Source organism: Pseudomonas sp. p106 (genome assembly GCF_003936645.1).
Taxonomy (GTDB): Bacteria; Pseudomonadota; Gammaproteobacteria; order Pseudomonadales; family Pseudomonadaceae; genus Aquipseudomonas; species Aquipseudomonas putida_E.
The window spans coordinates 11,878-33,088 of the sequence record NZ_RHQR01000028.1 but is presented as its reverse complement, the minus strand read 5'-3'; the positions used below and the strand labels follow the sequence as shown (position 1 = coordinate 33,088).

At 61.6% G+C, this 21,211-nt stretch carries 24 protein-coding genes, 2 tRNA genes and 1 pseudogene; 5 read left to right on the top strand and 22 right to left on the bottom strand.

The features are described from left to right. Positions 1–3: 3 nt before the first annotated feature. The 6 genes from EGJ09_RS24595 to EGJ09_RS24570 form a co-directional block, all read right to left on the bottom strand. Positions 4–216, bottom strand: a complete 213-nt coding sequence (locus EGJ09_RS24595) for a tail protein X (protein WP_099813804.1) — start codon at positions 214–216, stop codon at positions 4–6. After that, complete coding sequence (locus tag EGJ09_RS24590; RefSeq protein ID WP_125924987.1) at positions 216–425, bottom strand: hypothetical protein; 210 nt, start codon at positions 423–425, stop codon at positions 216–218. Before EGJ09_RS24590 ends, EGJ09_RS24595 begins: the two co-directional genes overlap by 1 nt. Beyond that, entirely contained in the window at positions 425–901 is a 477-nt protein-coding gene (locus EGJ09_RS24585; protein ID WP_125924986.1) for a head completion/stabilization protein, read from the bottom strand. The genes EGJ09_RS24590 and EGJ09_RS24585 overlap by 1 nt, the downstream gene beginning before the upstream one ends. Before the next feature lie 99 nt (positions 902–1,000). Further along, positions 1,001–1,702 (bottom strand): phage terminase small subunit, encoded by a 702-nt coding sequence (gene gpM / locus EGJ09_RS24580; RefSeq protein ID WP_125924985.1) that lies wholly within the window; start codon positions 1,700–1,702, stop codon positions 1,001–1,003. A gap of 2 nt (positions 1,703–1,704) precedes the next feature. Then, on the bottom strand, positions 1,705–2,718 hold the full coding sequence (locus EGJ09_RS24575) for a phage major capsid protein, P2 family (protein ID WP_125924984.1): 1,014 nt from the start codon (positions 2,716–2,718) through the stop codon (positions 1,705–1,707). 40 nt (positions 2,719–2,758) lie between these two features. After that, complete coding sequence (locus tag EGJ09_RS24570) at positions 2,759–3,607, bottom strand: GPO family capsid scaffolding protein (protein WP_125924983.1); 849 nt, start codon at positions 3,605–3,607, stop codon at positions 2,759–2,761. A 152-nt stretch (positions 3,608–3,759) separates the two neighbouring features. On the opposite strand from EGJ09_RS24570, the gene EGJ09_RS24565 reads away from it, so the two are divergent. Then, on the top strand, positions 3,760–5,511 hold the full coding sequence (locus EGJ09_RS24565) for a terminase ATPase subunit family protein (RefSeq protein WP_125924982.1): 1,752 nt from the start codon (positions 3,760–3,762) through the stop codon (positions 5,509–5,511). Beyond that, positions 5,511–6,554: a phage portal protein gene (locus tag EGJ09_RS24560; protein WP_125924981.1), complete on the top strand. Its 1,044-nt coding sequence runs from the start codon at positions 5,511–5,513 to the stop codon at positions 6,552–6,554. Before EGJ09_RS24565 ends, EGJ09_RS24560 begins: the two co-directional genes overlap by 1 nt. 44 nt (positions 6,555–6,598) lie before the next feature. Here the strand turns inward: EGJ09_RS24560 and EGJ09_RS24555 are convergent, their stop codons facing one another. From EGJ09_RS24555 to EGJ09_RS24535, 5 genes are all read right to left on the bottom strand, one after another. After that, positions 6,599–6,997, bottom strand: coding sequence for a DUF2513 domain-containing protein (locus EGJ09_RS24555; RefSeq protein ID WP_125924980.1), 399 nt, complete (start codon positions 6,995–6,997; stop codon positions 6,599–6,601). A 719-nt stretch (positions 6,998–7,716) separates the two neighbouring features. Next, positions 7,717–8,073, bottom strand: coding sequence for a hypothetical protein (locus EGJ09_RS24550; protein ID WP_125924979.1), 357 nt, complete (start codon positions 8,071–8,073; stop codon positions 7,717–7,719). Beyond that, entirely contained in the window at positions 8,070–8,576 is a 507-nt protein-coding gene (locus tag EGJ09_RS24545; RefSeq protein WP_125924978.1) for a Panacea domain-containing protein, read from the bottom strand. Before EGJ09_RS24545 ends, EGJ09_RS24550 begins: the two co-directional genes overlap by 4 nt. Before the next feature lie 257 nt (positions 8,577–8,833). Next, positions 8,834–8,909 (bottom strand) — tRNA-Thr (locus EGJ09_RS24540). Between the two features lie 98 nt (positions 8,910–9,007). Further along, complete coding sequence (locus EGJ09_RS24535; protein ID WP_125924977.1) at positions 9,008–9,262, bottom strand: hypothetical protein; 255 nt, start codon at positions 9,260–9,262, stop codon at positions 9,008–9,010. Positions 9,263–9,803: 541 nt separating this feature from the next. On the opposite strand from EGJ09_RS24535, the gene EGJ09_RS24530 reads away from it, so the two are divergent. Beyond that, positions 9,804–10,079, top strand: a complete 276-nt coding sequence (locus EGJ09_RS24530) for a hypothetical protein (RefSeq protein WP_046788292.1) — start codon at positions 9,804–9,806, stop codon at positions 10,077–10,079. Beyond that, complete coding sequence (locus tag EGJ09_RS24525; RefSeq protein WP_115273108.1) at positions 10,076–10,348, top strand: DUF3077 domain-containing protein; 273 nt, start codon at positions 10,076–10,078, stop codon at positions 10,346–10,348. The genes EGJ09_RS24530 and EGJ09_RS24525 overlap by 4 nt, the downstream gene beginning before the upstream one ends. 284 nt (positions 10,349–10,632) lie before the next feature. Here the strand turns inward: EGJ09_RS24525 and EGJ09_RS24520 are convergent, their stop codons facing one another. The 5 genes from EGJ09_RS24520 to EGJ09_RS24500 form a co-directional block, all read right to left on the bottom strand. Continuing rightward, complete coding sequence (locus EGJ09_RS24520; protein WP_125924976.1) at positions 10,633–11,838, bottom strand: methyltransferase; 1,206 nt, start codon at positions 11,836–11,838, stop codon at positions 10,633–10,635. An 85-nt stretch (positions 11,839–11,923) separates the two neighbouring features. Continuing rightward, complete coding sequence (locus tag EGJ09_RS24515) at positions 11,924–12,613, bottom strand: ABC transporter permease (RefSeq protein WP_125924975.1); 690 nt, start codon at positions 12,611–12,613, stop codon at positions 11,924–11,926. Continuing rightward, the gene (locus EGJ09_RS24510; RefSeq protein WP_012316686.1) at positions 12,610–13,305 is read right to left on the bottom strand and encodes an ABC transporter permease; all 696 of its coding nucleotides are present in this window, start codon (positions 13,303–13,305) and stop codon (positions 12,610–12,612) included. Before EGJ09_RS24510 ends, EGJ09_RS24515 begins: the two co-directional genes overlap by 4 nt. Before the next feature lie 55 nt (positions 13,306–13,360). After that, positions 13,361–14,113 (bottom strand): ABC transporter substrate-binding protein, encoded by a 753-nt coding sequence (locus EGJ09_RS24505; protein WP_115273105.1) that lies wholly within the window; start codon positions 14,111–14,113, stop codon positions 13,361–13,363. 11 nt (positions 14,114–14,124) lie between these two features. After that, positions 14,125–14,898: an ABC transporter ATP-binding protein gene (locus EGJ09_RS24500; RefSeq protein WP_012316684.1), complete on the bottom strand. Its 774-nt coding sequence runs from the start codon at positions 14,896–14,898 to the stop codon at positions 14,125–14,127. Between the two features lie 365 nt (positions 14,899–15,263). Between EGJ09_RS24500 and EGJ09_RS24495 the strand changes: the two are divergent. Next, positions 15,264–15,485, top strand: a pseudogene (locus EGJ09_RS24495) (GABA permease); the annotation flags it as partial. A gap of 170 nt (positions 15,486–15,655) precedes the next feature. Here the strand turns inward: EGJ09_RS24495 and EGJ09_RS24490 are convergent. The 6 genes from EGJ09_RS24490 to EGJ09_RS24465 form a co-directional block, all read right to left on the bottom strand. Continuing rightward, a complete protein-coding gene (locus tag EGJ09_RS24490) occupies positions 15,656–16,099 on the bottom strand; it encodes a hypothetical protein (RefSeq protein ID WP_039603031.1) in 444 nt (147 codons plus the stop codon). A gap of 112 nt (positions 16,100–16,211) precedes the next feature. Further along, on the bottom strand, positions 16,212–17,201 hold the full coding sequence (gene ppk2 / locus EGJ09_RS24485; protein WP_125924974.1) for a polyphosphate kinase 2: 990 nt from the start codon (positions 17,199–17,201) through the stop codon (positions 16,212–16,214). 191 nt (positions 17,202–17,392) lie between these two features. Next, positions 17,393–17,468, bottom strand: a tRNA-Phe gene (locus tag EGJ09_RS24480). A gap of 90 nt (positions 17,469–17,558) precedes the next feature. After that, positions 17,559–17,831 (bottom strand): oxidative damage protection protein, encoded by a 273-nt coding sequence (locus tag EGJ09_RS24475; protein WP_125924973.1) that lies wholly within the window; start codon positions 17,829–17,831, stop codon positions 17,559–17,561. Further along, the gene (gene mutY, locus EGJ09_RS24470) at positions 17,828–18,895 is read right to left on the bottom strand and encodes an A/G-specific adenine glycosylase (RefSeq protein ID WP_119687916.1); all 1,068 of its coding nucleotides are present in this window, start codon (positions 18,893–18,895) and stop codon (positions 17,828–17,830) included. The genes EGJ09_RS24475 and mutY overlap by 4 nt, the downstream gene beginning before the upstream one ends. Beyond that, positions 18,892–21,135, bottom strand: a complete 2,244-nt coding sequence (locus tag EGJ09_RS24465; protein ID WP_125924972.1) for an AsmA family protein — start codon at positions 21,133–21,135, stop codon at positions 18,892–18,894. The genes mutY and EGJ09_RS24465 overlap by 4 nt, the downstream gene beginning before the upstream one ends. Between the last annotated feature and the right edge of the window lie 76 nt (positions 21,136–21,211).

Sequence of the window (21,211 nt, the reverse complement as noted above, 5' to 3'; positions counted from 1 at the left end):
CGGTCAGTCCCATAGGTTCACCATCTGGCGTTCGGGGGCAGCCGCTTGCAGTTCGGGGAGGGTGACGAGCAGGCCAGAAGGAAGCACAGGCCCCTTGTCGGCCAAGCCCGGATTGGCATCGAGCACGGCCTCGACCACGCCGGCAGTGCGGCCGTAGTGACGCCAACACAGGGCGTCCACGGTGTCGTTTTGCTGGGTGCGCTTCTGTTCGGCCATTACTTTTGGCCCCTGGCGCAGGGCTGGGCGATCACGTCGTCGGGGTAAACCCATGCGCCGTCATCGCTGACAATTGCACCAGCTGACATGCCCGTTTCAGGATCCCGGCAGACCGCCAGGCCCAACGGGTGCATGATTTCCCGGTTGATGCGTACCAGCAGGCCGCGCCGGGATATCTCGTTCCAGTCGATGGTTTCCATTTTGGCCATCAGAGCAGCTCCACATTTGTGCGCGAGCTGCCCAGGAAGTCACGGACGGCCCAGCGCTGGTCGCGACGGTAGTCATCGATGGTCGGCGCCGACTCGTCGGCGTTCTTGCTGCCGCTGGCGGTGCTGTCGAAACCGCGATAGCGCTCGCAGACCTCGGCGCCGGCCGCGCACTCGACGGCTCGCACGTAGAGGTGGATGCGCTCAGAACTGGTTAGGCGGTCGTCATCTGGAACATCGGCCAGGGTGGTGAAGGCCTCAACCTGGCGGGCTGCTCGCCACTTGGCCAAGTCCCGGTTCACCCCAATGATGGCCGCGACAACAGCAGTTTCGAGACGGGCAGGGGTGACGCTGGAGTCGATGCGCAGGGTTTCCCGCAGCTTGTCCAGGTCAATGGACGGCCAGAAGGGATTGCTGTTGATGTGGGTGTCCGGTACCGATTCGCTCGGCACCAGACCGCCGGCGATGAATCCGCTCATGGTCGTGCTCTGAATAGGTCGGCGGTGGTCGGGGCTTCACAGCTGAGCCAAAAAGGCCGCTGATCCGTCCCGAGCCGCCGGGTTGCGTGGGACGCTCGGTTAGCTGGCGGGGCCAGCGAGTTTCTTGAGGAGACGCTCGGCCTTCTCCAGGTCTTTCTTTCCGCCACAGGCATTGTCGAGCTTGATGGCTTCTTGCAGCAGCTCGACACCCGCCTCTACTTGGCCAGGCGCGCCCGGATTGCTCTCGTCGAGGCCTTGCAGCGTTGCGCGTGCCAGAGCCAGCTTGAGCTTGGCCCTGGCTTCATCTGGCATGTCTTGCTCTTCCGTGAGCAGAGCGGTGCGGAGCAGGTCGTCAACCGGGAACGTATCGCCAGCCTTCTGAGCGTTGAGCGCGGCCGTGGCGACTTCTTCAGCGATCAAGCAGCCGGTGGTGCGAGCAAAGCGGTTCGGGGTTGGCAGGTTGTGCTTCAGCACATACTCAGCAATGTCCAGGCCTCCCGGGAAATCACCGGCATCGAAGCGCCAGATCATCACGGTGGTCAGTACGTCGTCATGAGCACCTTGGCCAGCCTCAAGGATGCCGGCGACATAGGGGACGTACTCCGGCAACAGAATGCTTTTCAGCCTGGCCTTGGCCTGCTTCGACTGAACCTGCTTGAGGCGCAGCTGATCCTGCTGCAGCTTGGCGAGCATCAGCTCATAGCTGGTCAGGCCGTCCATCATGGCAGCCGGGGCGGTGGTGGCCGCCTCCTTGGCGGCCAGCTTGCGCAGTCGGGTACGTTGAGCGAGGGTCAGCGTCATGGTTAGACCTTCTCGATGTTCTCGACCAGGGCGCAGGCGCCGAAGTCTTCCACGACATAGGCCTCGTTCGAGGATTGGTAATCGGCGACCTGGTCGGCGTCCGGCTCGTCACGGATGTTGCGACGACGCTTGCCGTTCTGGACGTAGATCGACAGGTTGGACAGCGGGCCAACCCACACACCGCCTTCGATGAAGAACGGGGCGTCGTACTCGATCGGCTTACCACCCAGGCGAGTCTTGATGATGATCTCGTCGGCCGCATTGGCTTCCTGGTTGGAGTCCGCGCCTTTTTCCAACGCCTTGAGCTGCTTCTCATGCAACAGAGCAGGATCCACGATCACGACCAGGTCGGTGCGCTTGCGGTGCCATGGGTCGAGCAACTGGATGGCGTCGAACACCAGGGCGTCCAGGGTTTTGTAGTCACCGGTAGCACCGACGGTGACCTTGCCGGCAGTTTTGGTGCCTTCATCGATGACGCGTTCCGGGGCGCGGTCGCGCATTTTCTGCAGCCAACCGATGTTCACGTCCTCCAGCATCGGGTTGGCAGCCAGGTCGGTGTCGGCGGCGGCGCTTTTACCGTTGAAGCCGATCATGATGCGATCAAGACCCTGGCGCTCTGCGATCGAGCCCGACAAGCGGGTCTGGAAGTCTTTGAACTTCGCCCAGGCATCGAGCCGCGCATAGGGGATGGCGGTGTCGAAGTTGGTCTTCTTGCAGGCGTAGGTGTCCGACGTCAGTGCGGCCACGTCGCGTGGTTGGCGACGTTTGTTTGGTCCGGTGGCGGTGCGGCTGGCTGTTGGACCGTTAACGCCGAGCAGGATGGCTTCACCTTCCGCCTCGTCAACGCCGATGATGTTGATCTTCTTCAGGAACCCACTCGATTCCTGAATGGCAGTTTCCAGATTCTGGGCCGGGTTGGGCGCTACGGTGTAGGTCTCAGTAACCGAGGTGACATCGTTGATTTTGGCCTGGTTGGCCAGGTAGCCGTTGAAGGCGATCCGTGTTTCTTTCTGCATGGTAGTTCTCCGAACTGGTGGTCTGTGGGGCTACGGGGGATCAGTACTCGGCCTGGATCTGCCCGTCGCCACCGGTCACTGGTGGGCGCTTCGGCTGGCTGTGGTCTTCGGTTTCGCCCAGGCGCTTGACCAGCTCGTTGAACTCCTTCGACAGCTTGTCGTGGTCGGCCTGGAGCTTCTCGCGTGCGGACTTCTCCGCAGTGAAGGCTTCGGCCTGCTCGGCGCCATGGGTTGCGATCTGCTCGATCAGCTCGCCCAGGGCGGTAAAGCTGGCGGCGTCCTTGCCTTCCTTATCCTTGCTCTTGCCGAGGAGTTCGCCGACCTTGTCGCGCAGTGCTGCAAACATGGATGGGGTTTCGACGACTTCCTCGAATTTGATGGAAACCTCTTCAGCGGCGCTGAACAGGTTGTCCTGGTGCTGCTTGCGAGCAGCCAGACCGCTTTGCGAACTGAACTTGAGAGCTTCGGTACCCAGGCTGGCCGGGCTGTCGGTTACCGCCAGGCCAACCAGGTATGCCTTGCCCGACTCGGCAAAGTTCGGCTGAACCTCTGCCGACGTGTAGATCTTCTGACCCTTTTTGTTCAGCTCGATCAGGCTCGCGGTCGGTTCGATCTTGGCGTACAGGCCGAGCTTCTTCTCGCCGCCGATCTCCACCTCTTCGGCTTTCAGGGCCAGCACGTCGCCGAACGAACCGAACAGGCTGTCCGGGCCCAGGCCGCGGATGTGCTCGCAATTGAGGCGGGCGCCGTAGGTTTTTGGGTCGTAGGTAGCGGCCATCTGCTCGATCCAGGAGCGTTCGATGGTGCGGCCGTCAGTGGTTGCGCCCTCGACGAAGATGCGGAACCAGTCGGAGCGGTAGTTCTTGGCGGGGGCGTTGCTTGCGGCCATGTTGGCAGTCCTCAGTGCGGTGGCGTTGTGCCTTGCGATGAGGGGCATGGTCCGCAGCCGGCTGATTCACGGCAACGCGCTGCACTTGTAGGCCTAACGGCTACAGTGGGCGCCAGTGGGGGAATACGCGCGCGAGCGGCAGCATCGGCGCCATGAACACTACCGCCCAACCCACGATGGATCCGCGCCGCCAAGCCAAGTTCATGTACTGGACCGGTTGGCGCATCACCGATATCGCCGAATATCTCGACGAGAAAGATAAGACCGTCCACAGCTGGAAGGCCCGAGACGAATGGGATCGTGCCGACAACGTCGAGCGAATCGGCGGCGCCCTGGAGGCGCGGTTGGTGCAGCTGATCCTCAAGGACGGAAAGACCAGCGGTGACTTTAAGGAGATCGATCTGCTCCATCGCCAGCTGGAGCGGCAGTCACGCATTCAGCGGTACCAGGCGGGCGGTACCGAAACCGATCTCAACCCGAACATCGCCAAGCGTAACGAAGGGCCCAAGAAGCAGCCCAAGCGCAACGAGCTGGATGAGGACCAGATCGAGCAGTTGGTAGATGCTTTCCGGGACAGTTGCTTCGACTACCAACTCGACTGGTACCGCGCCGGCAACCAGCGTACCCGGATGATCCTCAAGAGCCGGCAAATCGGTGCCACGTTCTACTTTGCCCGGGAAGCGCTGATCGACGCCATCACGACCGGCCGCAACCAGATCTTCCTGTCGGCCAGCAAGGCCCAGGCGCACCAGTTCAAAACCTACATGCAGGCGTTTCTCAATGAGGTGCTGGGCATCAAGCTCACTGGCGACCCCATCGTGCTCTGGAACAACGCCGAGCTGCATTTCCTGGGCACCAACTTCCGTACCGCCCAGGGCCGGTCCGGAAATTTCTACTTCGACGAATTCTTCTGGGTGCACGGCTTCACCGAGATCAACAAGGTCGCCTCGGGCATGGCGCTGCACAAGAAGTGGCGCAAGACCTACTTCTCGACGCCGAGCAGCATGGCGCACCCGGCCTACACCTGGTGGACCGGTGAGCGGATCAACAAGGGCAAGCCTTCTGCTCAGCACATCCAGCTGGATGTGACCCATGAGGCTCTGCAGCAGGGCCGGCTGTGCGAGGACAAGATCTGGCGGCAGATCGTCACGATCATGGACGCTGAATCAAGGGGCTGCGACCTGTTCGACCTGGATGAGCTTCGGCTGGAGTACGACGGGCCAGCGTTCCAAAACCTGCTCATGTGCCAGTTCGTGGACGATGGGCAGAGCATATTCCCCCTGAGCATGCTGCAGCCCTGCATGGTGGAAAGCTGGGACTGGCCGGGCTACAGCCCATTTGCTGCCCGGCCATACGGTGAGCGGCCGGTTTGGGTTGGCTACGATCCGGCGGAAAGCGGCGACTCGGCCGGTCTGGTCGTGGTTGCGCCCCCGCTGGTACCCGGCGGGAAGTTTTTCGTCCTGGAGAAGCACCAGTTCCGCGGGATGGACTTCAACACCCAGGCCGAGACCATTCGGCAAATCACCAAGCGCTACAACGTGGCCTACATCGGGATCGACACCACCGGCATGGGCAGCGCCGTCGCGCAGCTGGTGCGCCAGTTCTTCCCGGCGCTGCGCACCTTCTCCTACAACCCCGAGGTTAAGACGCGACTGGTCATGAAGGCCTGGGACGTGATCAGCAAGGGGCGCCTGCAGTTTGATGCTGGCGCAACCGACATCGCCCAATCGCTCATGGCCATCCGCAAGACCGTCACCCCAGGCGGTCGCCAATTCACATACACCGCCGGCCGCAACGAGGCCACCGGCCATGCCGACCTGGCCTGGGCGCTCTTCCACGCGTTGCACAACGAGCCGCTCGAAGGCCAGACCGCAACCAACACACGCATCATGGAGATCTTCTGATGGGCAACATCGATCAGGCAGGCGCTGTGCCGGCGCCCGCTGGGGAGCTGCTGGCCAACCCTGGCGCCCGAGCCGAGGCTTTCACTTTCGGCGACCCAACACCGGTCCTGGACGGGCGGGAGATCCTGGATTACCTGGAGTGCTACAACAATGGTCGTTGGTATGAGCCTCCGGTTTCCCTGGACGGCCTGGCCCGTTCCTCGAAGGCCAGCGTCTACCTGCAGTCTGGGCTGATCTTCAAGCGCAACGCCCTGGCCAGGACGTTCAAGCCCCACAGGTTGCTGACTCGTCAGGCCTTCGAGCAGATCGTCATGGACCTGTGCTGGTCGGGTAACCTGTACCTGGAAAAACGCGACAACATGCTGCGCGACACCCTTGGGCTCAGGCCGTGCCTGGCTAAGTACATGCGGCGGGGCTCCGATCTGGAAACCTACTACCAGGTGCGCGGCTGGCGGGACGACTACGAGTTCCGCGCTGGCAGCATCTGCCACCTGCGCGTGGCCGACATCAACCAGGAGGTCTACGGCCTACCGGAGTGGTTGCCGGCGCTCCAAGCCGCGCTGCTCAACGAGTCGGCCACACTGTTCCGGCGCAAGTACTACCAAAACGGCAGCCACGCGGGGTTCATCCTCTACATGACCGATGCCGCCCAGAACGAAGACTTTGTCGACGACCTGCGCAAGGCGATGAAAAGCAGCAAGGGGCCTGGCAACTTCCGCAACCTGTTCATGTACGCGCCCAACGGCAAGAAGGACGGTATTCAGCTCATCCCAATCAGCGAGGTGGCGGCGAAGGATGACTTCGGCGCGATCAAGAACATCAGCCGTGACGACCAGCTGGCCATGCTGCGGATCCCGCCGCAGCTGATGGGCGTGGTGCCGCAGAACTCAGGTGGCTTCGGTTCGGTACGTGAGGCTACTCAGGTGTGGGCGGTAAACGAGCTGGAGCCCGAGCAGGCAAGGCTGTTGCAGATCAACGAATGGCTTGGGGAGGAAGTGATCCGGTTCAACCCCTATGAGGTGTCGGTCGGCAACACCAACTGAAGGACATATGAAACAGAAAAGCCGCCTATCGAGGCGGCTTTTTGCTATCCAAGCTCGATATCGGTGAACTTCGATATCTGTTTTCTCATAAACCCTTTGCCAAGTGCTGCCAGCGTATCCATGGTGAAGACGCCTGCGGCTGTAGCGGCCTTCTTTGTCAAAGCCCAGACCGCGTCGTCTCGAACTGAGTCGATGAAGTCATGCCCTATTGGGGTCAGCGCCCGGAAGCTGAACTGCCCTTGGGGGTTCATTCCACGGCCGCCAGCCATGTCGATCCAGCCGCTCTGTAGAATCTGATCGACGTGGTAATAAACCGCGTCGCTGTCATAGCCCGGCAGAGCCAAGTGGTCCTTATAGCTGACCATGGCAATAGCGGTTGCTGGCTTTTCCAAACTTTCCAACTTCAGCATCAGCAGTCGGATCAGCTCTGGGTCACGCTGCATCGTTGTTCCTCCTTGGGGCGGCCCTGCGCCGCAGCTGAACGATAGCGCCGATTCCTTCTGGACACCATCTTGGGCATTCGCGCTGCTCTGGGCCCGGCGCGCGCCCTCGTCCCCCCGCCACGCCTGCGGGCTAAACGTGTCGGAAATTCCGCACCCCTGCAGGGCGCTGGCAGACCCTACGGCGTTGGGGTTGATCAGGATGTGAGGGTCTGAGCTTTTCTGCGGATCCCTGCACCTGGAGGGGGTTGGCAGGTCGTTGTGTTGGGTTTCTGTACGGGATAGGGGGAGGGGTCTGAAAAAGAGTAATCAGCGTAACCGGATGAGGTGGCAGATGGTGGAGGCCGCGTGTTCATTGGGCCTGGGCGATTACAGATGGGAGTAATAGAGAGGTAATGGAAAAGGTAATTTTATTATAAGTGATTGATTTTAAAGGCTTTGTAGCAAGCCATTTATCACTAAAACAAAAGGTAATCTGATTACTATTTGGTTACTAAGAAATCACTCTCCAGCAAACCTATGAGGCCGCGTATTCCGTGGGGTGCAGGACAGAAAACGGTCAGGATTACCAATATTACTCTTTTTCTGACCCCCCCCTATACCCTAAAAATGGAAGTCTCAACGCAGGGGCGGGCGCACGTGTGCATGTCTGATGCTCACGTGGCTGAGTGGTACGGGAGAGGAAGAGGGCGAGAGGGAAGGCTGGGCCTTCCCCCTGGCGGTTAGCGCTTGGTAGCTGTACCGAAGACGAAGCCCAGGGCGGAAGTCGTCAAGCCGTAAAGCCACTTCCGAGCCTCGTTGAGCTCCGGGCTCTCGGTTACAAAGAAGCTACCGACGATGAGAAGCGCCGATACGCCGATGACAAAGCCGGCGATGTTGGTTGGGGCTGCTCTATCAGTAGCGCCCCAGAACTTTCCGAGCCAGCCCAGATTCTGCTGATTGTGCTGGAGCTGAAAATGCTCTTTACCGGCAGCAAAGAACGCATTTTCGTCATTCCCTGAGCCATTCAGCCCGTTCGCAGCGGCTTCAGCAGTTGGATCAATCTTAACCGAGCCAATCCCCGGTGTTGGCTCGCTCACGCTTGTACCGCCGTTTGGCCGCTTTGTGCCTTGCGCACGGCATCCTTGAAGTGGGTCGCAATGGTGCTGAACGGAATATCCACACCGCGCATCCCGTTCGCAGCCGACCAGGTCACGGCCCATGGAGTCCCACTTGCATGGGTCATCTCCGACAAGCGGATACCCGAATACATGCCGTAGCTGTTGTACACGTTCTGCAGGAAAGTACGGATATCAGGGTCCGCAGGTGTAGCAGCTTCCCGGACGCCCAGAGCATCATACTCAAACGCCTTGCCGGTGATTTCGCCGGAGCCGAAGCGTTTGAACTCGTGATACAGCGAAGGGATGACGGGGCCGTACTGCCAAGCCTCGACCGCCTCGTTGATCAGTGGCCGTTCGGTATAACCGGCGTACCAACCATGAGCGTAATAAACGAGCTTCTGCAGCTTCATCGGGCTAATGCACTCACCCCTGGCGGCGGCCAGTTCCAGAAAGTAGTTAGCAATCGATTTCGCATTGAACACGTTCGTTCTCCTTCAGCGACCTTTTGCGCCCATGTGTGAGCGCGAGCCCCTTGACATCCAGCGAAAACGGCTTCCTAGAGGGCTAGTATGGCACGGCGGATGCGGGTTGTATCATAAATAGCTGGGGGCTAAAAGCTATTCTGCAACTGTATGAGTATACAGTATTTCTGTGCCGATTGCTGCTGCTCTTGGTACGTGCGTTGGTACGTGTGCCACAAACAACAAAGGCCTGCATTTCTGCAAGCCTTTGATTTATATGGTGCCGGCACCAGGAATCGAACCCGGGACCTACTGATTACAAGTCAGTTGCTCTACCATCTGAGCTATACCGGCAATGGGGCGTCATTATAACGATCGGTTGGCGCCTGTAAACCACTTCCTTGCGATTGTTTGAAAATGACCTAAGTCACCGGCTTAAAAGGAGAAATTTCCTACCAGCCGCGGTGGATGGTGTTGACGTTTGGTTCGGTCTTGGCGGGGTTGAAGAACAGCTTGTCGTTATCGCAGCCACGCTTGCGGCAGGGGCTTTCTACGCGAAGGGGCAGGCCGTTGTCGCCGCCCAGCTGCATGCCGGGGGTGTTCCAGTCCAGGTTGCTGGTGTGCTGTGGCGTGGTGCCGCTGCCATTGGAGCAGGCAGTCAGGGCCAGGGAGAGGGTCAGCAGGGCAAGGGGTTTGGCGTGGGGCACGATGTCGAGGTCCGTTAGTCCATGTCGATTCTGGCGCAACGCCAGACGGTCGCGTGGCTGGCGGGGCAGCGCGCGACGTAGCTTTTTAATGATTTGGGGGACGGATCATACACCGTTGAGCCGGGCTCGCGGTGGATCGGCTTCGCATTGTGATGACTGTGCAGGCGTCTTCGCGGGTAAACCCGCTCCCAAAGTTGAGGTGGTGCTCTTTCGCTCGGAGCGCAGTTGTAAGGTATTTCTGAATCTGAAACCAAATGCTTCATGTTCGGTTGGTTTGGGAATTATCCTACGAGCGCTACCGAAGCTTCACTGTTGGCGGGGAAGTGCCCCAGGGATACCGTTCCTGGGTCGCCAATTCCTGGTGACCGGGTGTGAGAACCCGACTGTGAATAAGCGGTAGCCCTATGGCTGCCGTACGCGGGCAGACTTCGGTCTGGCCGGGCTTCCTTATTCCCTCGGTTTCTCACCCCGCGTACGGCTGCCACCCAAATCCGTGAGAAAGATTTGGTGGCATGCATTTTCAGTGAATAAGGATTAAGCCATGAAGAAAATCGTTCCAGACCCACCTCGCCCTCTCATCTCCACCCCGTACTTCACCATCCACAGCGACATCTCCCCACCCGACGCCATCGCCCACGCCGGCCAGCTGTTGCGTGTCGTGGTCGAAACCCTGGACGACCACTGCCGTGACCACGCAGGCGAGCCCGGCCTGAACCTGCTGGCAAACGCCAACCATGCGGCTTATTCGGCCTATGTGCTGATCCAGCATGCAAAGCGGCGTTTGGACGATGCGCAGGATGGGGAGTCGTTCACATGAGCCTTGAAACCAAGCCTGTCACCACAGCCGGTATCGAGACGTTTCTCGAAGTCGGCAACCCGCCCGTGGATCTCTTGCGCGTACAACCCGGAATTCCTGTGGATGACGCCTATGAACAGGTTTCGATATTGCTGGGCTACATCAAGCACCTGGTGCGCGAAGGCGACATGGAGGATGACCACAAGCTACTGGGGGCCGCCGATTATCTCAGTGCGCTGGCCAAGGCACTGATGAACGATATCGAAATGGCGAAGAACAAGCTGCACTGAGTTGGAACGCACCTGTGGGGGCCGGGGAGCCGGCGCCCACAATCAGGCAGCGGCCGCACCAATCCAGCGCTGTTTGCCTAATCGAATTTTTGTTTATGCACAAGAGGCATCAGCGCCGTGCGCGAAAGGCGTGCCGATACGCCGCACCGCTGGTCTTTGCGCAAAGGCCTGTTTTTACTGGGGTTGTAGCTGCGGCGGGAATAAGCCGAACGTTTGAAATAGCGCTTGGATCCAACCATTCATCACAAGCTTGTTCACAGACTTATCCACAGGTTGTGCTGTGGCTAACGGTCGCGCTCGGCAAGCAGCAGCAGGTTGCGTGGGGTGAGTGGATAATCGCAAAAGGTGCCCAGGCGTACGGCGTAGCCGTGCTCTTCAAGAAACAGTGCGCGGTCGAGCACCAGCCACATTTCCAGTGGCCTTCTGAACAGGTTGCGTATCCGTTCCAGGTTGCGCACCTGGGCAAGGCGCTGCCAGCCCTCTGCTTCCAAGGCATCCCAATCGGGGTTGATGGTCAGTTCCAGCTCGCGCAGTTCGGCCAGGTCGCGGCAGTACTGCTCGAAAGGTTTGGCCAGCCAGGCAACCGGCAGCGACGGGGTGGGCAGGTATTCATCACGCTGGCGTTGGCGGCGCTGCAGCAGGTCGAAGCCCAGGCGCCTGGCCATGGAGCAGTCGCGCTGGTGGCGAACCCGGGCGCCGGCGGTCACGGTTTCGCTCAGCGGCAGGCCCAGGTCGAGGAGCGACAGCTGCAGCGCCGAGCGCTGCGCAGCTGTGGATAACGGCTGGTACTGCTCGCCCTGGATGCGGTTGTAGCAGCAGGGCGCCACGGCGAGATGGCGGCAGCCTTGCTCACTGGCCACACGCAGCAAGTGCACATGTAGGTCGCCGCAGGCATGCAGGGCCACCACGCTCTTGTCGCTGCCCAGGTGGCGGCGGCTGTCCGCTGCCATGACGTCCTGGTGCACGTGGGTCGCCGGCAGCTGGTGGTGGTCACTCAGGGCTTGGCCGGCGTTGACCAGTCGGGCGTCGTACTCCAGGCAGGTCAGCTGCTGGCCGGGCTGCAGCAGGCGGCGGCCGAGGTAGCCTTTGCCTGAGCACCAGTCCAGCCAGTGGTGGGTCTGCGTGCGGAAGTTCAGGCGGCGGCTGAAGGCCTCGATCTGCTGCCACTTACGGCCCGGGACGTTGACGTCCAGGCGGTGTGCGGCGGGGGGCAGGCCGGTGTCGGGTAGCTCGCCCAGGGCGCTGAGCTGTTGGGCTTGCCGGGCAAGGTGTGGAAAAGGTGCGGGCACGCCCTGCGGGTCGAGGTTGGCTTCGGCATCGCTCAGGCTGCATTGGCGCAGGTGGGCGGACAGTGCGGGGTGTTCGGTTTCCCAGTCCAGGCGCAGGGTGGTGAAGGGCCTGGGTTTCCACAGCTGCTGGTGCTCGGTCAGGAACTGGTCGAGGGCCAGGAAGCGTTCGCGTAGTTGGTGGCTGTGGAGGAAAGGGGGCATGGGGCTTGGCACTGGTTGAGGTGAAGGGCCCCACCGCCATCAAGCCGGCTTGACGGCGGTGGGTTGCAGAGCAGCCCGTGGGGTTTTAACGCCCTTGGCAGGCATCCACCCGCAACCAGCGCTCCAGCAGCTTGAAGCCTTGCACCAGTACGAACGAGATCACCAGGTAGAACACCCCGGCAGCGAAGAAAATCTCCACCGGCAGGTAGGTACGGGCAATGATGGTCCGTGCCATGCCGGTCAGCTCCAGCAGGGTCACCGTACTGGCCAGGGCGCTGGCCTTGAGCATCAGGATCACTTCGTTGCTGTAGGCCGGCAGGCCGATGCGCGCAGCGCGGGGCAGCATGATGTAGAACAGCGTTTTGCCACGGGACATGCCCAGTGCTCGCGCCGCTTCAATTTCACCCTTGGGGATCGACTGCAGCGCGCCGCGCAGGATCTCGGCGATGTAGGCCGCAGTGTGCAGGGTCATGGTCAGCACCGTGCACCAGAACGGATCGCGCAGGTAGGGCCAGAGGCTGCTCGAACGCACCGCATCGAACTGCGCCAGGCCGTAGTAGACCAGGAACAACTGCACCAGCAGGGGTGTGCCGCGGAAGAAGAAGATGTAGCTGTAGGGCAGGGCGCGCACGTACCAGTGCCGCGACGAGCGGGCGATACCCAGCGGGATCGCCAGGATCAGCCCGGCAACGACCGCGATGGCTACCAGTTCCAGGGTCAGGGTGGCACCCTGGGCCAGGCGCGGCAGCCACTTGATGATCACTTCCCAGTTCATTGTTCGGCCCTCGCAAAGCCGCGAGCGGCGCGTTTTTCCATGAAGTGCATGCCGGTCATGGCGACCACGGTCAGGCCCAGGTAGATGCAGGCCGCGACCATGTAGAAGGTGAACGGCTCTTTGGTCACGGTCACGCCGATCTGCGCGTGGCGCATGATTTCTTCCAGGCCGATCACCGACACCAGGGCGGTGTCCTTCATCAGGATCATGAACAGGTTGCCAAGGCCCGGCAGGGCGATGCGCCACATTTGCGGGAGGATGATCCGCGACAGGATGCGCGCTTTGGACAGGCCCAGCGCCAGGCCGGCTTCACGGTGGCCCTTGGGGATCGCCAGGATGGCGCCACGGAATACTTCAGTGGCGTAGGCGCCGAAGCACAGGCCCAGGGCGATCACGCCGGCGGCGAAGGCGCTGAGTTCCAGGCCAGGCATGTTGAGGGCTTCGCCGAGGCTGTTCATCAGGCCGACGGTGCCGAAATAGATAAGCAGGACCCAGAGCAGTTCGGGCACGCCGCGAACCAGGGTCGAGTAGAAGCCGCCAAGCCATTGCAGTGGCTTGAGCGGGGAGGTTTTGGCCAGGGCGCCGAGCAGGCCCAGGACCAGCCCCAGCAGCAAGGCGCAAAGCGCCAGTTTTACGGTCATCAGGGTGCCAGCCGCCAGGGCCGGACCGAATCCGTGCAGGTCGATATTCATGGGCAGGGTCGTTCTAGGGACCGGCGCGCCGCAAGGGCGCGCTGGTCGGGGCGAATCATTCGATGCTGAATGGGAAGTACTTGTCGTTGATCTTCTTGTACGTTCCGTCAGCCTTGATTTCTGCCAGGGCTTTGTTCAGCTTCTCGCGCAGCGGGTCACCCTTGCGTACGGCGATGCCGATCTTGTCGCTGTCGACCACAGGTTCGCCTTTGAACTCGAAGTTCATGCCGTCCTTGCTCTTGAGCCACTCGTACTGCACGTACTTGTCGGCCAGGATGCCGTCCACTCGGCCAGAGATCAGGTCGAGGTAGGCGTTTTCCTGGGTGTCGTACAGCTTGATGTCGATGTCGCTGCCGTAGGTGTCTTCCAGCCAGGTACCGGCCAGGGTGGCGCGCTGGGTGCCGATGATCTTGCCTTTGAGGTAGCTCGCGTCGGTCTTGAAGTCGACGTTCTTCGGCGCGATGAACTGCAGCTTGTTGGAGTAGTACGGGTCGGTGAAGTCGACAGCCTGCTTGCGCTCGTCAGTGATCGACAGCGACGACACCAGGAAGTCGAACTTCTTGGCGTTGAGGGCCGGGATGATGCCGTCCCAGTCGGAGGTGACGACCGAGCACTCGACTTTCATCTTGGCGCACAGGGCGTCGCCGATGTCTTTGTCAAAGCCGACCACGTTACCGCTGGCGTCCTTGTTGTTGAACGGCGGGTAGGCCGCCTCGATACCCATGCGCAGTTTTTCTGCAGCCATGGCGTTGGCCGAAAACACCAGCGTGGCGGCAGCTGCCAGGAGGAATTTCTTGTAAGTCTGCATGTGTTGCTCCGTTAGCGGTGGCTGGACATGAATTGCTTGCAACGCGCCGAGGTCGGGTTTTCGAAGACCTGCTGCGGCGATCCTTGCTCTTCAACCAGGCCCTGGTGCAGGAAAACCACTTCACTGGACACCTGGCGGGCAAAGTTCATCTCGTGCGTCACCAGCAGCATGGTACGGCCTTCTTCGGCCAGTGCGCGGATAACGTTAAGCACTTCCTGGACCATTTCCGGATCGAGCGCCGAGGTTGGCTCATCGAACAGGATGACTTTAGGCCGCATGGCCAGGGTGCGGGCGATGGCAGCACGCTGCTGCTGGCCACCGGAAAGCTGGGCGGGGTAGCTGTGGCGCTTGTCGTAGATGCCGACCTTGTTCAGCAGCGCTTCGGCGGCTTCGGTGGCTTCGGCCTTGCTCTGGCCGAGCACGCGGCGTGGCGCCTCGATGATGTTGTCGAGGATCGACATGTGCGGCCACAGGTTGAAATTCTGGAAAACGAAGCCGATCTCGCTGCGCAGGCGATTGATCTGGCGGTTGTCGGCAGCGATCAGGTCGCCGTTCTTGGCGGCCTTGAGCTTGAGAGCCTCACCGGCAACCAGGATTTCGCCCTGGTGCGGGTTTTCCAACAGGTTGATGCAGCGCAGCAGGGTGGACTTGCCGGAGCCGGACGATCCCAGAATGGAGATCACGTCACCGTCACGCGCGGTCAGCGAAATGCCCTTGAGAATTTCCTGGTCGCCGTAGCGTTTGTGCAGGTTGCGGATTTCCAGCGCGGGCGTGGCCTGGGCCATGTGCGGTCCTCATGTGTTCGGGTGCGTTCCCAGCTGTTGGCGGCCTTCCTGGCGTGCGCCAAGCTAGCATAGCGGCATCAGGGCGGCCAACAGGGTCGCAAGGGGCTTTGGTCAATGCTGGGGCAGTTTGTCGCATCGCTGCAGCGCAACGTCGCGCAGATGTCCGCAAGGGTCTCGCCCAGCTCCATAGCCTTGATGAAAAAAGGCGCGATGGTGCCAGCTTTGGGCAGCACTGGGAAGCGCTTTTGGGCTATTTGCGGCTAAAGGCGCTGTCGCTGGCGAGTATTCGGGGTTACCCGACAACAGGCCTATCCAAGTGGAGGGTTGTACCACAGGGTTGCACTTTGATGCCTTGCAACAGTGCAAAGGCGCGCGGTGAAACGATCGACTTCAAGATGTGGCTGTTCCCGGGCCTGACCTGGGCGAGCATTGCTTTCATCGTTGCCGTGCTGGTGGTGATGGCGCTGCGTGAGGATCACCGTGCGCAGATCATCGCGACTGCGCTGCTGAGCATTGGGGTGGTTGCGGCTGGCTTGCTGGTGCACCGCAAGCGCCAGGCTGCCGGGCGGGTGGCGCTGGATAACTGATCCGCGCTGGCTGCAATGAAAAGGCCGCGCCCTGTGAAGGGTGCGGCCTTTTTTTGTTTGCCTGGTCTGGCCCTATCGCCGGCAAGCCGGCTCCCATAGGTACCCCGTTGCTCTCAAGCTCAGCGCAAACCCAGTGGAGCCGGCTTGCCGGCGATAGGGCCGGTGAGCATTCAGCCGAACTGTTTCTGCTGCTGTTGCTGCTTGGCCACCAGTTCGGAAGCAGCGATATAGGCTTCCTGGAACTCGTCGCTTTCCAGCCAGGCCATGGTGGTGTCTTCGTCGGCGCCATCGAGCCAGGTGCGGTAGGCGTTGAACACCAGCACGATGTAGTCGGTGGCGTGCTCTTCCTTGTGGCCCTTGAGCACCAGTGCCAGCAGCGGGTCGACCAGGAACACCGAGATCATCGAGACCAGGCTGGTCTCCTGGGCGGCCTTCATCTTCACGAACAGCTCTTTATAGCTGTCGGTCTCCATGGCCTTGTTGAACACCTGCTCGATGCTGGCGCTGTCACCGGCGCTGGCTTTCACTGCCTGGCCACTGCGTACCATGCGGTTTTGCTTGGCTTTGCTGGCGGCGCGTTTGGCGCGTTTCTGTTGCTTGGTATTGGTGGCCATGGGGCTGGAAATCCTTGGGGGCGAAAATGTGCGTATTGAATCGTACTTGCCGAGCAAACCCAAGCGTTGCCGGCGCCCGGAAGACCGGAGCACCCCTTGCAGGCCCCGGCCTTCAACTGTCGAGCGCAGGCCCTTCATCCTCCTCGAACCCGCGCGAAGCCCGGCCAACCAGCAAGTCATCCGGCGCGTACGCCACGCTGGGGTCCTTGCCCGGGTAATCCAGCGAATGCAGGAAATGCCGGATGCAGTTGATCCGTGCGCGCTTCTTGTCATCGGACTTGATCACCGTCCACGGTGCATCGCCAGTGTCGGTATGGAAGAACATCGCCTCCTTGGCGGCGGTGTAGTCCTCCCATTTATCCAGCGACTTGATGTCGATGGGCGACAGCTTCCAGTGCTTGAGCGGGTCGTCCCGGCGCGAGATGAAGCGGCGTAACTGCTCTTCGCGGTTCACCGAGAACCAGTACTTGAACAGCAGGATGCCGCTGTTGCACAGCATGCGCTCCAGGTCCGGCGCCTGGCGCATGAACTCCAGGTACTGCAGCGGTGTGCAGAACTCCATGACTTTCTCGACCCCGGCGCGGTTGTACCAGGAGCGGTCGAAGAACACCATTTCACCGGCCGTGGGCAGGTGCTGGATATAGCGCTGGAAATACCACTGGCCCTTTTCCTGCTCGGAAGGCTTCTCCAGCGCGACGATGCGCGCACCCCGCGGGTTCAGGTGCTCCATGAAGCGCTTGATGGTGCCGCCCTTGCCTGCCGCATCCCGCCCTTCGAACAGCACCACCACGCGCTGGCCGGTGTCCTTGACCCAGCTTTGTACCTTCAGCAGCTCGATCTGCAGCGCGTGCTTGGCCTTCTCGTATTCCTGGCGGCGCATGCGGGTCGGGTAGGGGTAGCTCGCCGGCAGGCGGGCAGAGGTGCTGTCCTCGTTGCTGCCTTTCGGCGCGCTGGCCACTGCCAGTGCTGCGGGTTCCTGGCTGACCTGGGTGATGGATGGCTCAGGTTTGCGCTGGCGGGCGCGGCGGGCGCGAGGCTTTGGTGTGGTGCTGGGCGTCGGTTCGGCGGGGGCGGGGAGCAGTAGGGGGGATTCTTCGCTCATGGAGGTCCTTGCGAGGTCGATTCGAATGTTCGCCTGCAATTGTGGGTTTGAGCGAGAGGGGGTTAGTTGATGCGGGTCAACTATACGGGGTAGGCATAACAGGATGAGAAATCCCAGACAACAAAAAACCCGCACTAGGCGGGTTTCTTGTTGTCGCTTCGGGTAACTTTGCAACCACCAGAAGCTGAAGGTGGTGCCCAGAGACGGAGTCGAACCGCCGACACGAGGATTTTCAATCCTCTGCTCTACCGACTGAGCTATCTGGGCGACGAGGTGAATTAAATAGATTTCCAGACCGCTCGTCAACGACTTTTTGAAAAAATTTTAAATTAATTCCGTCGCTTACGATTTTTGGGGTCATTCGGCCGGTGGAACGTAACCTTCCGCCTGCGCGTAATCTTCGCCGGCGAAAAACTTGTCCATCTCGCCCTGAAGGAACTTGCGGTCCTCGGCGTTCATCATGTTCAGGCGCTTCTCGTTGATCAGCATGGTCTGGTGCTTCTGCCAGTCGGCCCAGGCTTGCTGCGAGATGTGCTCGAAGATGTCTTGGCCCTTGGCGCCGGGGTAAGGCGGGCGCTCCAGGCCTGGCAGTTGTTCTTTGTATTTGCGGCACATCACGGTGCGGGTCATCGGGCATCTCCTGCAATCAGTTCGTCGGCCGCGCGTTTGAGCAGCTTTTTGACCGGGGCGGCGAGGCCCAGGCGCGGCGGGGTGGCGAGGTTATACCAGAGCCAGTCGGCCTCGGCCACGTGCTGGCCGACCGGGTCGACACGCACCAGCCATGGCTCGATCGCCAGCTGGAAATGGCTGAAGGTATGGGTCAGGCCGTCCAGCGCGCGGCTTTCGGCCAGGCGCAGGCCATGCTGGTAGGCCAGGTCATCGAGCTGCTCGATGGCGTCCAGCTCGGGCAGGCTCCACAGGCCACCCCAGAGGCCGCTGGACGGGCGGCGGTAAAGCAGGATCGCGCCTTCATGGTTGGCCAACAGCGGCATCAGGGTGCGCCGCTGGGGCAGGGCCTTGCGCGGTTTGGGCTCGGGGTAGCGCGTTTCCTCGCCGTGCAGGTGCGCTTCGCAGCCGCTGCGCACGGGGCACAGCAGGCAACTTGGCTTGCTGCGGGTGCACAGCGTGGCGCCCAGGTCCATCATCGCCTGGGTGTAGTGGTTGGCGCGCTGTTGCGGGGTAAAGCGCTCGGCAGTGGCCCACAGGGCATTGGCCACCTTCGGCTCGCCCGGGTAGCCGGCCTGGGCGGTAAAGCGGGCCAGCACGCGTTTGACGTTACCGTCCAGGATCGGCGCACGGATACCCATGCTGATGCTGGCAATGGCACCGGCGGTGGAGCGGCCGATACCAGGCAGCTCGGTAAGCTGTTCGACACTGCGCGGGAACTCGCCGCCGTGTTGCTCGACGACGATCCTGGCGGCCTTCTGCAGGTTGCGTGCACGGGTGTAGTAACCCAGGCCGGTCCACAGGTGCAGCACCTCGTCCTCCGGGGCCTCGGCCAGCGCCTGCACGGTGGGCAGGGCCTGCATGAAGCGGTCGAAGTAGTTCAGCACGGTGCTGACCTGGGTCTGTTGCAGCATGATTTCCGACACCCACACCCGGTAAGGGTTGATGCCCTGTTGCCAGGGCAGGTCGTGTCGGCCGTGCTGGTCGTACCAGTCCAGCACGGCGCTGGAGAACTGCGCAGGGCTCATCGCTTGAACAGCCCCTTGAGCGCGTCTTTCAATTCTGGGCTCACTTTGTCTCCGAGTTTTTCATCGAGCTTTTCATCGATCTTGTCTTTGAGGCGGTTGCCGGCCAGTTTGGCGGCAACCTTGCCCAGGCCGTCCTGGTCCAGGCGGCAGGCCTTGGCGCCAAGCTCCAGCGGGCCACGGCAACGCAGCGGCAGTTCGACGCCGACGTAACGCTCGTTGACCTGGCAGGCCGGGTCGGGCATGGCACGCTGATCACCTTCGACGATCACGCCGACGTTGTAGTCCATGCCCAGCACGCGCAGGTCAAGGTCGCCGTGGCCGTTGACGGTAAGGCCTGGGATGCGCGCTTTGAGGTCCGGGTTGCTGGCCACGCCGTTGCGCACCACCAGGCTGCCGCGCAGCTCTTCGAACGGCGTGTCCTTGCCGCGTGGTTCGCCGCTGAGCGTCTTGCGGTTGAGCGTGGCGATGGCCTGGCAGAGCTGCTGTTCCAGGTTGGCGTTGACCAGCACGCCGTCGTTGATGGTGAAGTTTGCATTGCCGTTGAGGGTGTCCACCAGTGCCTTCTGGCTGTTACCGGTGGCTGTCAGGTCGCTGGTCAGGGTCAGCAGGCCTTTGACCGGCGGTGCTTGGTCTTTGTCTTCAGCCTTGATGAAGTGCTCCACCGGCACGCGGTTGATCTTGGTATTGACGCCGATCTGCGGCACGGCTGGGCGTACATCTACGGTGCCCTTGGCTTCGAAGCTGCCGTTGTAGAGGCCACCGCGCAAGGTTTGCAAGGTGATCAGGCCGCCCTGGCCGTTCGCTTGCAGCTGCGCGTCGCTGATCGGCAGCTTGTCCAGGGTCAGTGAGCCGAAGGCCAGGTCGGCCTGCAGGTCGAGCGTGCGAAGGCGGTCCACCGGCAGCAGCTTGTCGTTGCTCCAGGCAACCTGGGTGGGCGCGTTTGGCAGCGGGGAACTGCCGGCACCGGCGATGGCGCTGGCTTCCTGTTGCTTGACCTCGTTCTGGCGCGCTGCGGTGGCACCCTTGGCTGCTTCGCTCTTGGCCGGCATGTAGCGGTCGGCGTCGAACTTGTCGGCCTTGAGCTGCACGCGCAGGGCTTGCTTGGCAAAGTCCTCGACGGCAACGCGGCCGCTGAAGGTGCTGTCGTCGAGTTTTACGGCGAGGTCTTCCAGGGCCAGGCTGCTTGGCGTGCCCTGCAGGCGGCTGACCAGCTCCAGCTTGTTGAAGGCGGCGGGGTCGTTGGTGGCCGGCAGCGGATGGCCGACGCCATCGAGGAAGGTGCGCAGGTCGAACTGGGCGATGGACAGCCCACCGCTGAGCTGCGGCGTCTTGTCCAGGTCGCGCAGGTTCAGCTCGCCAAGGGCGCGCAGCTGGTTGGCCGAGATTTTCAGGCCATTCCAGGAGGCGACGTTGGCTGCCATGTCGACCAACAGCTGGCCTTGGGCCGCGAAGGTCATGGTCTTGCCGGCCAGAGGCTCGCCCGAGGTTTCGCCAGACAGGCGCATGTCCTCGAAGTTGTAGCGCTTGAGCTTGCGGTCAAAGCGCAGCTCGCCGGCAAGTTCGGTGCGTGCCTTCATGTTCGGCTGGCTGGCGCTGAGGAAGGCGCTGGCCTTGAGCGGGATGTTCGCGCCCTCGTGAATCGGGCCGGTGCTCAGCTGGATGCTTTCGGCGCTGTAGCTCTGGCCGGTCTTGGCATCGCTGAAGTGCACACGGGCGTTGTTCACGGTCAGGCTGTCGATGTCGAGCTTGACCGCACGTTCGCTGCTGCCCTCTGCAGGTGCGCCGGGCTGCTCGGCAGGCGCAGGTGCACTGGCGGTTGGGTCGGTTTGCGCAGGCAGCGGCTTGCCGATGTCTTCCCAGTTGCCATGGCCCTGTTCATCACGGTTCAGGGTCAGGTTCAGGCCTTCGACGCGCACATCGCTCATCTGCACTTCACGGCGCAGCAGGGGCAGCACGCGTACCGACAGGCCAAGCATCTGCAGGTCGGCGAACGGTTCCTTGGGCTTGTTCAGGGTGGCGATGCTGGCTTCGTGAAGCTCCAGGCCCAGCCACGGGAACAGGCTCCAGCCGATGTCGCCATTGAGGGTCAGCTCGACGTGGGCCTTGTCGCGCGCCAACTGGCGGATCTCGTCTTTATAGTCGTTGGGATCGAAGAGGTGGGTCAGGGCGAAGCCCAGCGCCACGATGATCAGCAGCAACCCGAGAAGCCCCAGTCCCAGGAGTTTGCCGAACGCTTTCATGGGCGAGTCCTTGTAGTCCGTATTTGATTTTCAAGCGCCAGAGTATAGCGCCGCAGTGGTATGCCCAGAGTATTCG